11 protein-coding genes are annotated in these 16,196 nt (G+C 70.6%); 10 read left to right on the top strand and 1 reads right to left on the bottom strand.

Going from position 1 to position 16,196, the window contains the following annotated elements:
- Window positions 1-106 precede the first annotated feature (106 nt).
- Window positions 107-1,141 carry a LacI family DNA-binding transcriptional regulator gene (locus HNR20_RS27050; protein WP_184185390.1) on the top strand — a complete coding sequence of 345 codons (1,035 nt, stop codon included), beginning with the start codon at window positions 107-109 and terminating at the stop codon, window positions 1,139-1,141.
- A gap of 212 nt (window positions 1,142-1,353) precedes the next feature.
- Window positions 1,354-5,010, top strand: a complete 3,657-nt coding sequence (locus HNR20_RS27045) for a family 78 glycoside hydrolase catalytic domain (RefSeq protein ID WP_184185387.1) — start codon at window positions 1,354-1,356, stop codon at window positions 5,008-5,010.
- Window positions 5,011-5,074: 64 nt separating this feature from the next.
- Here the strand turns inward: HNR20_RS27045 and HNR20_RS27040 are convergent, their stop codons facing one another.
- Entirely contained in the window at window positions 5,075-6,106 is a 1,032-nt protein-coding gene (locus HNR20_RS27040; RefSeq protein ID WP_184185384.1) for a LacI family DNA-binding transcriptional regulator, read from the bottom strand.
- Window positions 6,107-6,331: 225 nt separating this feature from the next.
- Between HNR20_RS27040 and HNR20_RS27035 the strand changes: the two genes are divergently transcribed.
- The 8 genes from HNR20_RS27035 to HNR20_RS27000 all read left to right on the top strand — a co-directional run bounded on the left by HNR20_RS27035 (window position 6,332) and on the right by HNR20_RS27000 (window position 16,196).
- The gene (locus tag HNR20_RS27035) at window positions 6,332-7,852 is read left to right on the top strand and encodes a sugar ABC transporter ATP-binding protein (protein ID WP_184185381.1); all 1,521 of its coding nucleotides are present in this window, start codon (window positions 6,332-6,334) and stop codon (window positions 7,850-7,852) included.
- A complete protein-coding gene (locus tag HNR20_RS27030) occupies window positions 7,849-8,910 on the top strand; it encodes an ABC transporter permease (protein WP_184185379.1) in 1,062 nt (353 codons plus the stop codon). The genes HNR20_RS27035 and HNR20_RS27030 overlap by 4 nt, the downstream gene beginning before the upstream one ends.
- Entirely contained in the window at window positions 8,900-9,955 is a 1,056-nt protein-coding gene (locus HNR20_RS27025) for an ABC transporter permease (RefSeq protein ID WP_184185376.1), read from the top strand. The genes HNR20_RS27030 and HNR20_RS27025 overlap by 11 nt, the downstream gene beginning before the upstream one ends.
- Before the next feature lie 38 nt (window positions 9,956-9,993).
- Complete coding sequence (gene rhaS, locus HNR20_RS27020) at window positions 9,994-11,076, top strand: rhamnose ABC transporter substrate-binding protein (protein ID WP_184185373.1); 1,083 nt, start codon at window positions 9,994-9,996, stop codon at window positions 11,074-11,076.
- Window positions 11,077-11,137: 61 nt separating this feature from the next.
- Window positions 11,138-11,515, top strand: coding sequence for an L-rhamnose mutarotase (locus HNR20_RS27015; protein WP_184185370.1), 378 nt, complete (start codon window positions 11,138-11,140; stop codon window positions 11,513-11,515).
- Entirely contained in the window at window positions 11,512-12,693 is a 1,182-nt protein-coding gene (gene rhaI / locus HNR20_RS27010) for an L-rhamnose isomerase (protein WP_184185367.1), read from the top strand. Before HNR20_RS27015 ends, rhaI begins: the two co-directional genes overlap by 4 nt.
- Before the next feature lie 36 nt (window positions 12,694-12,729).
- Window positions 12,730-14,763, top strand: a complete 2,034-nt coding sequence (locus tag HNR20_RS27005) for a bifunctional aldolase/short-chain dehydrogenase (RefSeq protein WP_184185364.1) — start codon at window positions 12,730-12,732, stop codon at window positions 14,761-14,763.
- Window positions 14,763-16,196 carry a rhamnulokinase gene (locus HNR20_RS27000; protein WP_184185362.1) on the top strand — a complete coding sequence of 478 codons (1,434 nt, stop codon included), beginning with the start codon at window positions 14,763-14,765 and terminating at the stop codon, window positions 16,194-16,196. Before HNR20_RS27005 ends, HNR20_RS27000 begins: the two co-directional genes overlap by 1 nt.

The following is a 16,196-nucleotide window of genomic DNA, read 5'->3' as shown; positions in this document are numbered from 1 at the left end:
TGCTCGCTGAAGACGCCGAGGATGCGAGCCCGCAGCACGGCGCGCGTCTCAGGGGAATCATGAACACACCTACACTGGGCAACGTTTCCCGGAACGAGGAGATCGGATGCCGAGACCGCCAGTGCCGACGCGCCGAGTCACGATCATCGACGTGGCCAGACATGCCGGGGTGTCGACCACCGCCGTGTCCAAGGTGCTGCGCAACGCGTACGGCGCCAGCCCGCAGATGCAGGCCAAGGTCCGTGCCGCCATCGACGAACTCGGCTACCGCCCGTCGGCGTCCGCCCGCGGGCTTCGCGGGCAGACCTACACCATCGGCGTGATGCTGCCCGACATCCGCAACCCGTTCTTCGCCGACATCCTCGACGGCATCAACGCCCAACTGGACGGCACCGACTACCAGGTGCTGATCGCCGCGTCCTGCAACAGCGAGCCGGGCGAAGCCCACGTCACCGACGCCATGATCGACCGCAACATGGACGGCGTCATCCTCATCGCCCCGCTGACCTCCCGGCAGCGCCTGGATCGCATTGCCCGCACCGTACCCACCGTCGTCGTCGGCCGGCACGGACACTCGGCGGTCTACGACACCGTCGCAGACGACGACTTCGTCGGCGCCGGCCTGATCGTCGCCCACCTCGCCGGGCTCGGGCACCGCCGTATCGCACACATCGAACATCACGAAACCGACCCGGTACGGCTCGCCGAGATGCCGAACGCCGTGCGCGCGGACGGCTACCGTCACGCCATGCACGCCCATGGCCTCGGCGAGCACATAGACATCGCCTCCACCACCTATACCCAGCAGGGCGGCTATCTCGGTGCGCAGCAGTTACTCGCCCGGCCGCAACGACCGACGGCCATCTTCGCCGGTGCCGACATCGTCGCCATGGGAGTCCTGGACGCCCTCGCCGATGCCGGCCTGTCGGCGCCCAGCGACATCTCCGTCGCCGGCTACGACAACACCACCTTCGCTGCCTTCGGACCGATCTCGCTGACCACCGTCGACCAGGCGGGCCACCAGATCGGCACCAACGCCGCCCGACTGCTGCTCGACCGCATCACCGACAGCAGTCGGCCCACAACCCAGGTGAAGCTCTCCCCCACCCTCGCCGCCCGGCGGACGACAGCTCCCCTTTAGTCCGCCCCTGCGGATCTTCGACCCGACGGGCCAGCCACACATTCATCGCCGTGAACGTCTTCACTTGACCAGCACGAGCGCGTAACCTTCTTGAAACCGTCACTGAAACGATTCATCCTACCCCACCACACCTCCCCGATCCGGGCCCGTCCACGCCCACGCCCGAGCCGGGAGACCGCCGCCCAGAAGGATGAGGACCTGGAATGATGCGCATGACGCGGCATCGCGCCGCACCCTCCGCGCTTCTCGTGCTGCTGCTCGGCCTGACGCCGTTGGTGGCGCCCGGCCCGGCCACCGCAGCGCCGGCCGCCGCAGCACTGACCGCGACCGGCCTGACCACCGAACGCGCCACCGAACCGATCGGCCTGGACGTGGCGCAGCCCCGACTCGGCTGGCAGATCGAAGCCACCACCCGGGGCGTGCTCCAGGAGTCGTACCAGGTGCGCGTCGCCACCAGCGCGGACCGCCTCAACGCCCCCGACGTCTGGGACAGCGGCCGGGTCCGGTCGCGGCAGAGCGTCCTCGTCCCGTACGCCGGCCCGCAACTGCAACCCCGCACCCGGTACGCCTGGCAGGTCCAGGTCTGGGACACCGCCGGCAACGCCTCCGGCTGGAGCGCACCCACGTACTGGGAGACCGGCGTCCGCGGTGGCGCGGGCTGGCAGGCCGACTGGATCGGCATGCCGTCGCCGACCGAGACCTGGGCCGACTACACGGTGCAGACGACGGTACGGCTGGAACGCGACGCGGCCGGGATCTACCTGCGTGCCCGCGGTGCGGCGAACGCGTACATGTGGCAGTTCTCCATCACGAACGGCAGCGCGAAACTGCGCCCGCACGCTCGGGTCAACGGCGCCTGGACGGTGCTCAAGGAAGTGCCGCTCGGCGGCGTCGTACCGGCCGACCGGCTGACCACGCCGCACACCCTGCGCATCACCGCGGCCGGGAACACCATCACCACCTGGGTCGACGGCACCCAGGTCGACGTCACCACCAGCACCGCGCACCAGACCGGCTCGGTCGGCCTGCGTACGAACGGGTTGGAGTCCGGCGTCTTCTCGAACTTCTCGGTGACCAGCGGTGGCCAGACGCTCTTCGCGGCCCCGCTCACCGACGGGCAGAACCCGTTCGGGGCGGGCACGCCCACGTCGGCCGGCCTGCGGGTCGGCGGCGACACCGAGGCCATGCTCACCGCGCTGGACGCGAACCCGCTGCTGCGCCGGGGCTTCCGCGTCGACGGTACGGTCGCACGGGCCCGGATCTACGCCACCGCGCTCGGGGTCTACCAGCTCTCACTCAACGGCCAGCGGGTCGGCGACCACGAGTTGGCACCCGGCTGGACCGACTACCACAAGCGGGTGCAGTACCAGACGTACGACGTGACCCGTCAACTCCAACCGGGTGACAACGCCCTCGGCGCCCTGCTCGGCGACGGCTGGTACGCCGGCAGCATCGCCTGGTTCGGCACCGACAACTACGGCTCCCGGCCGCACCTGAGCGCCCAACTGGTCATCGACTACACCGACGGACGCAGCGCGACGATCGGCACCGACGGCTCGTGGCGCGTCACGGGAGGGCCGTTCCTGCAGAGCGACCTGATCCACGGCGAGACCTACGACGCGCGGCGGCTGCCGGCCGGCTGGGACCGGGCCGGGTTCAACGACGCCGGCTGGAAGCCCGCCACCGTCGACGACGTCGACGCCACCAACAAGATCGTCGCCCAGGTCGACCCACCGGTGCGGGTCACCCAGGAGCTGCCGGCCCGGGCGCTGACCCAACCGACCCCCGGCACCTGGATCTTCGACCTCGGTCAGAACATGGTGGGCAAGGTGCGGCTGAAGCTCAATGGCGCGGCCGGCACGACGGTACGCATCCGGCACGCCGAGGTGCTCAACCCGAACGGCACCGCCTACACCGCCAACCTGCGCTCGGCACGGGCCACCGACCAGTACACGCTGCGCGGCGGCGGCGCCGAGGTCTACCAGCCGACGTTCACCTTTCACGGCTTCCGCTACGTCGAGGTGACCGGTTACCCGGGCACGCCCGACCTGTCCTCGGTCACCGGCCTCGTCATGCACACCGACGGGGACCTCACCAGCGAGTTCCAGACGTCCAACGCGATGGTGAACCAACTGCACAGCAACATCACCTGGGGACAGCGCGGCAACTTCCTGTCCATCCCGACCGACACCCCGGCGCGCGACGAGCGGCTCGGCTGGACCGGTGACATCAACGTCTTCGCCAACACCGCGACGTTCAACATGGACAGCCTCACATTCCTCACCAAGTGGTTGCAGGACCTGCGCGACGCGCAGTCGGCCAACGGCGCGTACCCCGACGTCGCGCCGCGCGCCTGTTGCGGGGACGGCGCGACCGGCTGGGCCGACGCCGGGATCACCGTGCCGTACGCGCTGTGGCAGCGCTACGGCGACAAGCGGGTGATCGAGGAGCACTACGCGTCGATGGTGCGGTACGCGTCCTGGCTGGAGAGCACCAGCTCCGGCAACCTGCGTACCAACGCCGGCCCGTACCTCGACTGGCTCAATCTCGAGGACCCGACGCCGGCCGGCGTGGTCGGCACCGCCTACTACGCGTACAGCATCCGGCTGCTGGCCAAGCTGGCCGGCGCCATCGGGCGGAGCGCCGACGCGGCCCGCTACACGACGTTGTCCAACGCCATCGCGCAGGCGTTCGTCAACACCTACGTATCGGCCGACGGCACCGTGCAGGGCGACAGCCAGACCGGGTACGTGCTGGCCATCGGCATGGGTCTGCTGCCCGACACGCTGCGGGGCAAGGCCGCCGACCGGCTGGTCGCCAACGTGCAACGGCACGACTGGCACCTCTCCACCGGCTTCCTCGGCACCCCGGACCTGCTGCCGGCGCTCAGCGACACCGGGCACCTCGATGTCGCCTACCGGCTGCTGCTCAACGACACCTACCCGTCCTGGGGCTACGAGATCGCCAAGGGCGCGACCACGATCTGGGAGCGCTGGAACTCGATCATGCCGGACGGCAGCTTCGGCGACGTCTCGATGAACTCCTTCAACCACTACGCGTACGGCGCGGTCGGCGACTGGATGTACCGGACGGTGGCCGGCATCCAGCCCGACGCCGCCAACCCCGGGTACTCGCACCTCACGTTCGCCCCCCAGCCGGGTGGCGGCCTCACCTCGGCCAAGGCGACGTACCGCTCGGCGTACGGCACGATCGGCAGTGACTGGGACGTCGACGCACGCGGCGACATGCGGTTGCGCCTCACCCTGCCGGCCAACACCACGGCGACGGTGCGCTTCCCGACACCTGGGCGCGAGGCGGTCACCGAGGGCGGCCGACCGGCGGAGCAGGCCGCCGGGGTACGGTTCGTCCGAATGGACGGCGCGGTCGCCGTGTACGAGATCGGGTCCGGTTCCTACTCCTTCGCGGTCGTCCCACCGACCGGGGCGTACGACCAGGTCGACCTCGGCGCTGCGGCGTCCGAGCAGGCGCACCGCCTGACCGCCTCCACCTACTCGGGCACCAGCATCGAGGCCGGACTGACCCGGCGGTACACCGACGTGACCCGTCCCGGCGGTTGGTTCGAGTTCGATCTCGTGGTCCGGCCCAACGAACCGTTCGTGTTGCGCTCGGTGGAGACGTACGACGGGCCGCAGCTCAAGGACTACCAGGTGCTCGTTGACGGGGTGGTGGCGCACACCCGCTCGTGGCAGCGTACGGCGAGCGGGCCTGGCACGGTCAGCTACCAGTTCGTCGTCAACCTGCCGGACGCGACCCGGGACGGCGTGGTGCGGGTGCGGTACCAGGACACCGGCACCGGCTACGACCCGTCGATCGCCGACGTCTGGGCGCTGCCCGTTCCGGCGGCCTGACCGAGCTGGGTGTTGCCGAGGAGCCGGGCGGGCAACCGTCCGGCTCCTCGATCGGTGTGGCCGGTCAGCGCCGGGTGCGTCGGGGTTGGTCGCTGGATCGGCGTACGACCAGCTCGGGCTGGAACACCACGTGTCGGTGCCGGTGGGTGGCGCCGGACTCGGCCTCTTCGAGCAACAGCTCCGCTGCGGCGCGGCCGAGCTGGCCGCGGGGCTGGCGCACCGACGACAGCGGCACCGCCGCCGCGCCGGCGAACTCGATGTCGTCGTAGCCGACGATGGCCACGTCGGCCGGTACCCGCAGACCACGCGCGGTCAGCTCCTGGAGTACACCGAGCGCGAGCAGGTCGTTGGCGCAGAACACGGCGGTCGGGCGCTTCCGGACGGGAAGCGCGAGCAGTTCCTCGGCGGCGCGTCGGCCAGCGGCGACGGTCAGGCTGGTGGTCACCGCCACCCGGAGGTCAGCGGTGCTGCCGCGGTCCTTCAGCGCTGCGGCGGCCCCGGCGTGCCGGTCGGCGACCTGGGCGATGGTGAGCGGGCCACCGAGGTAGGCGATGCGTTGGTGGCCCTGGTCCAGCAGGTGGTCCATGGCGAGTCGGCCGCCGAGCACGTCGTCGACCGCCACCGAGCAACGGTTCGCCCGGCCCGTTCCCCGGTCCACCAGCACCACCGGAATGCCTCGCTGGATGAGCTTGTCCAGGGTGGGCTGCGGGCCGTGGTCGACCGGGGTGATGAGCACACCGCGGACCCGCTGCTCCTCCAGCAACTCGAGGTGGCGGCGCTCCCGGGCGCTGTCCTCGCCGCTGTTGCAGACGACGAGCATGGCGCCGGCCCCCTCGATCACCTGTTCGGCTCCCCGGACCACGTCGGTGAAGAACGGGTTGGCCACGTCCAGGACGACGATCGCGACGGTGCGACTGTGCCCGGCGCGCAGTTGACGTGCCGAGTCGTTGCGTACGTAGCCGAGGGTAGTGATGGCGTCGAGCACGCGCTGACGGGTAGCGGGAGCGACCGTGTCGGGGCGGTTGAGCACGTTGCTCACGGTGCCGAGCGAAACGCCGGCATGCCGGGCCACCTCCTTGATGTTCGCCGTTGCCATGACTCCCCAGATGCTCCGTACGGTGGTCGCGGCCCGTGCCGACCGGGTCGCTCGGCAGTGTATAGCGGCTAAAACGTTTCATCCACTTCGCCACCAGCTCCGTGAACCGACCCGGAGCCCTCGCGTTAGCAACAGGGAAGAAATAGCAGCGAAACTCTTGACGCTCTCGAAGGTCGACCCCTACCGTCCATGCACGACGCATGAAACGATTCAGGAGGGGGTCGGATGACCGCCGACGCACCCGGCACGCCGGCTCCGCTGCTGGTCCTCGACGGCGTGACGAAGTCCTTCGGGGCCGTCGCCGCGCTACGCGGGGTGCACCTGGCGCTACGCTCCGGTGAGGCCCACGCCCTGGTCGGCGAGAACGGGGCGGGCAAGTCCACCCTGGTGAAGGTCCTGGCCGGCGCACACGCACCGGACTCCGGCTCGATGACCCTGGACGGACAACCGCTGCGGCTGCGCGGTCCCGCCGACGCTCGGGCCGCTGGCATCGCGGTCATCTACCAGGAGCCGACGCTCTTCCCGGACCTCTCCGTGGCGGAGAACATCTTCATGGGTCGGCAACCGCTGCGCGCCCTGCGTCGCATCGACACCGCCGCGATGAACCGCGACGCCGAGCGGTTGTTCCAGCGGCTGGGTGTCCGCATCGACCCGACCCGGCCCGCGCGTGGCCTCTCCATCGCCGACCAGCAGCTCGTCGAGATCGCCAAGGCGATCTCCTTCGACGCCCGCGTCCTGGTCATGGACGAGCCCACCGCCGCGCTCTCCGGGGTGGAGGTCGAGCGGCTCTTCGCGGTCGCCCGGTCGCTCTGCGAGGGTGGGGCGGCCGTGCTGTTCATCTCGCACCGGTTCAACGAGGTGTTCGACCTGTGCCACCGCGTCACCGTGCTGCGCGACGGCGCCTGGGTCTCCAGCGACGACACCGCCGACCTGACCGTCGACGAGGTGGTGCGGCGCATGGTCGGCCGGGACGTCTCCTCGCTCTACCCGAAGCAGGACGCCGAGCTGCGGGACACCCTGCTCGAAGTCCGTGGGCTGACCCGGGCCGGCGTCTTCACCGATGTGTCGTTCTCCGTCCGGGGCGGGGAGATCGTGGCGCTCGCCGGGCTGGTCGGCGCCGGACGCAGCGAGGTCGCCCGTGCCGTCTTCGGTGTCGACCGCTACGACGCGGGGGACGTCCTGGTGGCGGGTCGCGCCGTCCCGGCGGGGAACCCGAGCCGGGCGATCGCGGCCGGCATGGCGCTGGTCCCCGAGGACCGACGACAGCAGGGCCTGGTCATGGAGCTGTCGGTGGAGCGCAACGCCACCCTGGCCCGCCGCCGGGCGCTGAGCCGGCTGGGCCTCCTGCTCGGCGGCGCGGAGCGCGCCGAGGCCCGCCACTGGACACGGCGGCTGCAGGTGAAGGCCTCCCGGCTCGGCGCGCCCGTGGCGACCCTCTCCGGGGGCAACCAGCAGAAGGTCGTGCTCGCCAAGTGGCTGGCCACCGAACCACGGGTCCTGATCATCGACGAACCCACCCGTGGCATCGACGTCGGCACCAAGTCCGAGGTACACCGGCTGCTCTCCGAGCTGGCCGGCGAGGGCCTGGCCATCCTCATGATCAGCAGCGAGCTGCCCGAGGTGCTCGGCATGGCCGACCGGGTTCTCGTCATGCACGAGGGGCGACTGGTCCGCGAGCTGCCCCGGGCCGAGGCGGACGAGACCTCCATCATGTTCGCCGCCACCGGTCAAGGAGCGACCGCATGAGCCTCACCGACGCCGGCGCGCCCGAACGGGCCGCCGGGGACACCCCAACCGACCCCGGTCGGCAGCGCCGCACCCTCACCGAACGGCTGCTGGCCGTACGCGAGCTGAGCCTGCTGGTCGCGCTCGGCCTGCTGGTCCTGGTGACCACCCTGCGCAACGATCGGTTCCTGAGCGGCCAGAGCATCAAGGACCTGCTGCTGGGCTGCGCGATCCTGGTGATCCTGGCGGTCGGCCAGACCCTGGTCATCGTCACCCGCAACGTCGACCTCTCCGTCGGGTCGATCCTGGGTCTGGTCGCCTTCGCCACCGGCTCGCTGTTCCTCTGGGCACCCGGTACGCCCTGGCCGGTGGCGCTCGTCGTGGGTGTCGCGCTGGGCGCGCTGGGCGGCGCGGTCAACGGCGGCCTGATCGCGGTTGCCCGGGTGCCCGCCCTGGTCATCACGCTCGGCACCCTCTACGCCTTTCGCGGTGTCGACTACTACTGGGCGTCCGGCCGGCAGATCAACGCCGCCGACATGCCCGCGTCGTTCCTGCGGCTGGGCAACCAGACGGTGCTCGGCGTACCCGTGCTGTTCCTCGTCGCACTGGTCGTCGTCGCCGCCGTCGGTTTCTACCTGCGCTCCTACCGCAGCGGCCGGGAGCTGTACGCGATCGGCTCCGAACCGGCCGCCGCCCGGCTCTCCGGCATCCCGGTGGGCCGGCGGGTGTTCGCCGTCTTCGTCGCCAGCGGCGCCCTCGCCGGGCTCGCCGGCGTGTTGTACGCGGCCCGGTTCGGCACCCTCGACGCGGCCGCCGGCACCGGCCTGGAACTCCAGGTCGTCGCCGCGGCCGTGGTGGGCGGGGTGGCGATCTTCGGAGGCAGCGGCAGCGCGTACGGCGCGGCACTCGGCGCCGTGCTGTTGACCACGATCGGCAGCTCACTTGCCGTCCTGCGTATCGACCCGTTCTGGCAGCAGGCCGTGGTCGGCGCACTCATCCTCGCCGCCATCGGGCTGGACCGGCTCCTGGCCCTGCGGGTGGCGGCCCGCCTCCGAGGGAGAAGCGCGCATGGCGCATGACAGCCTGTACGCCGCACCGCCCACCGCCGAGGCCGAGCCCGGCGCGGGCCGTCTCGCCAGCCTGCGCGGGCTGTTCGGCTCCTGGGACGCGGTGATCGTCGCCGCCCTCGTGGTGGCCGTGCTGGTCGCCAGCCTGACCGTGGAGAACTTCGCCAGCGGTCGCAACGCCCAGTTCCTGCTGCTCGACCTGATGCCGCTGGCGCTCATCGCGCTGCCGATGACCCTGATCGTGATCACCGGTGAGATCGACCTCTCGGTGGCCAGCATGGTCGGGCTGTGCAGCACGCTGATGGGGCAGCTCTGGCTCTCCAGTGGACTGTCCCTGGAGCTGATCTGTGTCCTCGTGGTGCTGCTGGGCGCCGTGCTCGGCGCGGTGAACGGCCTCTTCGTCACCGGCTTCGGTCTGCCGTCGCTGGCGGTGACCATCGGCACGCTCGCTCTCTACCGGGGATTGTCCTTCGTCGTGCTCGGCGACCAGGCGGTGGCGGACTTCCCGGCCGACTGGACCGCTGCCGCGGTGCGCAACATCCCCGGTACGTCGATCCCGGTGGTGGTGGTCCCGCTGCTGCTGCTCGCAGTGATCTTCGGGGTCGTGCTGCACGCCACCGCCGCCGGTCGCGCGCTCTACGCCATGGGAAACAACGACCAGGCCGCCACGTTCACCGGTGTCTCGGTGGCCCGGACGAAGTTCTGGCTCTTCGTGGTCTCCGGCGCGGTGTGCGGGCTGGTCGGCATCTTCTGGACGCTGCGGTACGCCAGCGCCCGCGGCGACAATGCCACCGGCCTGGAGCTGACCGTGGTGACCGCCGTGCTGCTCGGCGGTGTCTCGATCTTCGGCGGTCGGGGTGCGCTGCTCGGTGTGCTGGCCGGTGTGCTGCTGCTCGGCGTCCTGCGCAACGCGCTGCAGCTCGCCGACGTCGACGCCAACGCGCTGACGATCGTCACCGGCAGCCTGCTCATCGCATCCGTCGTGCTGCCCAACGCGGTCGCGGACATCCGCGCCCGGCTGCACCGTCGACGACAGCGGCACCCCGTCGCTTCGTGATGTTCCCCCGCACACCCATCACCCCCGGAAGGATGACGATGTCCGCATACCGCAGAGGCCTCCGGGTCGGGGCCACCAGCCTCGCCCTCGCCGCACTGCTGCTCAGCGCCGCCTGTGGCGGCACCACCCGGGACAACTCCAACGACGACGCCGGCGCCGGAAACCAGGCGAGCGGCGCCGCCAATCCCGACGCCGCCATCAAGGAAGGGTTGAAGATCGCCTTCCTGCCCAAGGCCCTCAACAACCCCTACTTCACCGTCTCGGACAACGGCGGCAAGGCCGCGGTCACCGAGTTCAAGGGCGAGTTCAAGGAGGTCGGCCCCTCCGAGGCCAGCGCCTCCTCCCAGGTCAGCTACATCAACACCCTGTCCCAGCAGGGCATGGACGTGATCGTCACCTCGGCCAACGACCCGAACGCGATCTGCGGGGCGCTCAACCAGGCAAAGGCGGCCGGCGCGAAGATCGTCACCTTCGACTCCGACACCAAGCCGGAGTGCCGCCAGATCTTCGTCAACCAGGTGACCGCCGAGGGCATCGCCGAGAACCAGGTCAAGCTCATCTCGCAGCAGATCGGCGGCGAGGGCGAGATCGCCATCCTCTCCGCCACCGCCAACGCGACCAACCAGAACGCCTGGATCGCGCTGATGAAGAACGAGCTGACGAAGCCCGAATACAGCAAGATCAAGCTGGTCACCGTGGCGTACGGCAACGACGACGACCAGAAGTCCTTCCAGGAGACCCAGGGTCTGCTGCAGTCGTACCCGAACCTCAAGGGCATCATCTCTCCGACCACGGTCGGTGTCGCGGCGGCCGGGCGTTACCTCAGCGGGTCGCAGTACAAGGGCAAGGTCAAGCTGACCGGGCTGGGCACCCCGAACCAGATGCGCCAGTACGTCAAGGACGGCACCGTCGACGCGTTCGCGCTGTGGAGCCCGGCCGACCTCGGTTACCTGGCGGCGTACGCCGGAGCGGCACTGGCCTCCGGCCAGATCACCGGCGCTGAGGGCGACAAGTTCAAGGCCGGCAAGCTCGGCGAGTTCACCGTCGCGAAGGACGGGGTGGTCATCCTCGGCCCACCCACCGTGTTCGACAAGAACAACATCGACCAGTTCCAGTTCTGATCGCCCTCCCGGTCGGTGCCGGCGCACGCCGTGCACCGACCGGGGAGCCGACGGGAGAACCGTGCCCCGCGTCTGCTTCACCCTTCAGGTAGACCCCGAACGTCTGGACGAATACCGCGCCCGCCACGCGCGGGTCTGGCCGGAGATGCTCTCCGCGCTGGCCGAGAGCGGCTGGCGGGACTATTCGCTCTTCCTCCGCGAGGACGGCCTGCTCGTGGGCTATCTGGTCACCGACGACTTCGCGGCGGCCCAGGCCGCCATGCAGGCCAGCGACGTCAACGCCCGCTGGCAGGCGGAGATGGCGTCGTACTTCGTCGACCTCGACAACGGTGCCCCCGACCGCTCCATGCGGCCGTTGGACGAGGTCTTCAACCTTGAGGCGCAGCTTGCCGCAGATCCTGCGGCGCGGTCCGCCGTAGAGACGGGAGATTCATCATGACGCAGCCCGACGCGCGGACCCTCGAACGGGTCAAGCTGGCTCTGCGGTCCCAGCGCATCGAGACGCCATCCTGGGCGTACGCCAACTCCGGAACCCGTTTCAAGGTCTTCCCCCAGGAGGGGGTGCCGCGCGACCCGTACGAGAAGGTCGCCGACGCGGCCGTCGTACACCAGCTCACCGGCATCGCACCCACGGTGGCGCTGCACATCCCGTGGGACCGTGTCGACGACTACGCCGACCTGGCCACGTTCGCCGAGGATCACGGCGTCGGTCTGGGCGCGATCAACGCCAACGTCTTCCAGGACAACGACTACAAGCTGGGCAGCGTCACCAACCCGGATCCGGGGGTGCGCCGCAAAGCCATCGACCACCTGCTCGAGTGTGTCGACATCATGGACCGGACCGGCTCCCGCGACCTGAAGCTCTGGTTCTCCGACGGCACCAACTACCCCGGTCAGGATGACATCCGTGCCCGGCAGGACCGGCTCGCGGCGGCGCTGCGCGAAACCTACGACCGGCTCGGCGACGACCAACGGCTGCTGCTCGAGTACAAGCTGTTCGAGCCGGCCTTCTACACCACGGACGTGCCGGACTGGGGCACCGCATACGCGCACTGCCTGGAGCTGGGCCCAAAGGCCCAGGTGGTCATCGACACCGGGCACCACGCCCCGGGCACGAACATCGAGTTCATCGTGGCGTTCCTGCTGCGCGTCGGGAAGCTCGGCGCGTTCGACTTCAACTCACGCTTCTACGCCGACGACGACCTGATGGTCGGCTCGGCGGACCCGTTCCAGCTGTTCCGGATCATGTACGAGATCGTCCGTGGCGACGCGTTGGCGCCGGAGGCCGGCATCGCGTTCATGCTCGACCAGTGCCACAACATCGAGGCGAAGATCCCGGCCATCATCCGCTCGGTGCTCAACGTGCAGGAGGCGACGGCGAAGGCGCTGCTCGTCGACGCGGACGCGTTGGCCGCCGCGCAGCGCAGCGGTGACGTGCTCGCCGCCAACGCCGTGCTGATGGACGCGTACAACACCGACGTCCGACCACTGCTCGGCGAGCTCCGGGCGGACCTGGGCCTGGATCCGGACCCGATGGCCGCGTACGCCCGCTCCGGCTACTTCGACAAGATCCGCGCCGAACGCGCCGGCGGCCAGCAGGCCGGCTGGGGCGCCTGACCACCACTGAGAAACGCAGACTGGGGACGTGAGGACATGCAATCCGAGGTTCAGGCGCTGATCGCGCGCAGCAACCGGCTCGGCGCCGACCCGACCACGACGAACTACGCCGGGGGCAACACCTCCGCCAAGGGTGCGGCCACCGACCCGGTCACCGGCGGCCCGGTCGAACTGCTCTGGGTGAAGGGTTCCGGCGGCGACCTCGGCACCCTCACCCAATCCGGACTGGCCGCTCTGCGGATGGACCGGCTGCGCGCCCTCGTCGACGTCTACCCCGGCATCGAGCGGGAAGACGAGATGGTTGCCGCGTTCGACTACTGCCTGCACGGCCGGGGCGGGGCGGCGCCGTCCCTCGACACCGCCATGCACGGGCTCGTCGATGCCGCGCACGTCGACCATCTGCACCCCGATGCCGGTATCGCCATCGCCACGGCCGCCGACGGGCCGGAGCTGACCAAGGAGATCTTCGGCGACCGGGTGCTGTGGGTCCCCTGGCGGCGGCCCGGCTTCCAACTCGGCCTGGACATCGCCGCGGTGGCACGGGCCAACCCGCAGGCGATCGGCGTGATCCTCGGCGGTCACGGCATCACCGCTTGGGGCGGGACCAGCGACGAGTGCGAGCGCCACTCGCTGGAGATCATCCGGGCCGCGCAGGCGTACCTCGACGAGCGGGGTCGCGCCGAGCCCTTCGGCCCGGTCATCGCCGGCTACGAGCCGCTGCCCACCGACGAACGCCGACGTCGAGCGGCGGCGCTGTTCCCGGTGCTGCGGGGCCTGGCGTCCACCGACCGGCCGCAGGTCGGCCACTTCACCGACAGCCCCGGCGTGCTCGACTTCGTCTCGCGGGAGAAGCACCCCACGCTCGCCGCCCTCGGCACGTCCTGCCCGGACCACTTCCTGCGCACCAAGGTCCGCCCGATGGTGCTCGACCTGCCGCCCACCGCGCCCGTCGAGGACGTGATCGCCCGACTCCGGGAGCTGCACACCGCCTACCGTGACGACTACCGCGCCTACTACGAGCGACACGCCAACGCGGACAGCCCGCCGATGCGGGGCGCCGACCCGGCCGTGGTCCTGGTGCCCGGGGTGGGAATGTTCAGCTTCGGCGCCAACAAGCAGACCGCCCGCGTCGCTGGCGAGTTCTACGTCAACGCCATCAACGTGATGCGCGGCGCGGAAGCCGTGTCGCGCTACGCGCCGATCGACGAGGCCGAGAAGTTCCGGATCGAGTACTGGGCCCTGGAGGAGGCGAAGCTTCAGCGGATGCCGAAGTCGAAGGCCCTCGCCACACGGGTCGCGTTCGTGACCGGAGGCGGCTCCGGGATCGGCCGGGCGATCGCCCACCGGCTCGCCGCGGAGGGCGCGTGTGTCGTGGTCGCCGACCGCGACGCGCAGGCGGCCACCGCCGTCGCCGCCGAGATCGGCGGCGCGGACGTGGCGGTCGCCGTCGCGGCCGACGTCAGCGACGGCAAGGCCGTCGCCGGCGCCCTGCGGGAGGCGGTGCTCGCCTTCGGTGGGGTGGACCTGGTGGTGAACAACGCCGGGCTGTCGCTGTCCAAGTCGCTGTTGGAGACGACCGAGGCGGACTGGGACATCCAGCACGACGTGATGGCCAAGGGTTCCTTCCTCGTCTCCCGGGAGGCCGCACGGGTGCTGCTGGCACAGGGAATGGGCGGCGACATCGTCTACATCTCCAGCAAGAACTCCCTGTTCGCCGGTCCGAACAACGTGGCGTACGGCGCGGCGAAGGCCGACCAGGCCCACCAGGTTCGGCTGCTCGCCGCCGAACTCGGCGGCCACGGCATCCGGGTCAACGGTGTCAACCCGGACGGGGTGGTCCGCGGCTCCGGCATCTTCGCCGGCGGCTGGGGTGCGCAGCGGGCGGCCGTCTACGGCGTGCCGGAGGAGAAGCTGGGCGAGTTCTACGCCCAACGCACCCTGCTCAAGCGTGAGGTGCTGCCCGAGCACGTCGCCAACGCGGTCTTCGTACTCACCGGCGGCGAGCTGTCGCACACCACGGGCCTGCACGTCCCGGTGGACGCCGGTGTCGCCGCGGCCTTCCTCCGCTGATGACCGCCGTGCGACTGGCCGCTGTGGACGTGGGCGCGTCCAGTGGCCGGGTCATGCTCGCGCGCATCGGGCCGGGGATGGTGGAGCTCACCGAGGCGCACCGGTTCCGCAACGAACCGGTGCGGGTCGCGGGCACCCTGCACTGGGACGTCCTGGCGCTCTACCGGGGTGTGCTGGAAGGGCTGAGGGCTGCCGGCCCGGTCGCCGGCATCGGCATCGACACCTGGGCGGTCGACTACGGGCTGCTCGACGCCACCGGCGCTCTGCTCGGCAACCCGGTGCACTACCGCGACGGGCGTACCGAGGGCGTCAGCGACCGGGTGGCGAAGCAGCTCGGACCGGAGCGGCTCTATGCCACGACGGGGCTGCAACACCTGCCCTTCAACACCCTCTACCAGCTCGCCGCCGCCGCCGGTACACCCCAGATGGAGACCGCGCACCGGCTGCTGCTGATTCCGGACCTCATCGCGTACTGGCTCACCGGTGAGGTCGGCGCCGAGGTCACCAACGCCTCCACCACCCAGCTGTACGACCTGCGTCGCCGCGCCTGGGCGACCGACCTGATGAGCGACGCCGGGATCCGCAGCGAGCTGTTCCCGCCGCTGCGCGAGCCGGGCACCCGGATTGGTCCGGTCCTGCCCGCGCTCGACCTACCCGGATCACCCGACGTCATGTCGGTGGGATCGCATGACACGGCCTCGGCGGTGGTCGGTGTGCCGGCGGCCGGTGAGCACTTTGCCTACATCTCCTGCGGCACCTGGTCTCTGGTCGGGGTCGAGCTGGACGCCCCGGTGCTCAGCGAGCCGAGCCGGCGGGCCAACTTCACCAACGAATCCGGCGTCGACGGCACGATCCGCTACCTGCGGAACGTGATGGGCCTCTGGCCACTGCAGGAGTCGCTGCGTACCTGGGGCACCACGGACCTTCCCACGCTGCTCCGGCAGGCGGCCGAGGAACCGGCCTTCCGTTCGGTGCTGGATCCGGACGACCCGACCTTCTTGCCGCCCGGCGACATGCCCGCCCGCATCGCCCAAGCGTGTCGGCGTACCGGTGAGCCCGTACCGGACAGTCCAGCGGCCACGGTCCGGTGCATCCTGGACAGCCTCGCACTGGCGCACCGGCGCGCTGTCGAGCAGGTGCAACGGCTCTCCGATCGGCACGTCGACGCGGTGCACGTCGTCGGCGGTGGCGCCCGCAACAACCTGCTGTGTCAGCTCACCGCCGACGCCTGCGGCCTGCCGGTGCTCGCCGGGCCGGTCGAGGCCACCGCCCTGGGCAACGCGCTGGTGCAGGCCCGCGCCCTCGGCGTGATCGGCGGTGACCTCGCGTCGTTACGGTCCGTGCTACGGGAGACTCAACAGATCGTGCGGTACGAGCCACGCGGCGACGCGGCGGCGCGGGCGGCTGCCCGACGCCTCGGATGGGAGGACTGA

The sequence above is a fragment of the Micromonospora parathelypteridis genome (genome assembly GCF_014201145.1).
GTDB classification, from domain to species: Bacteria; Actinomycetota; Actinomycetes; order Mycobacteriales; family Micromonosporaceae; genus Micromonospora; species Micromonospora parathelypteridis.
The sequence above is the reverse complement of the archived record's forward strand: the minus strand, read 5'-3'. Positions and strand labels throughout refer to the sequence as shown.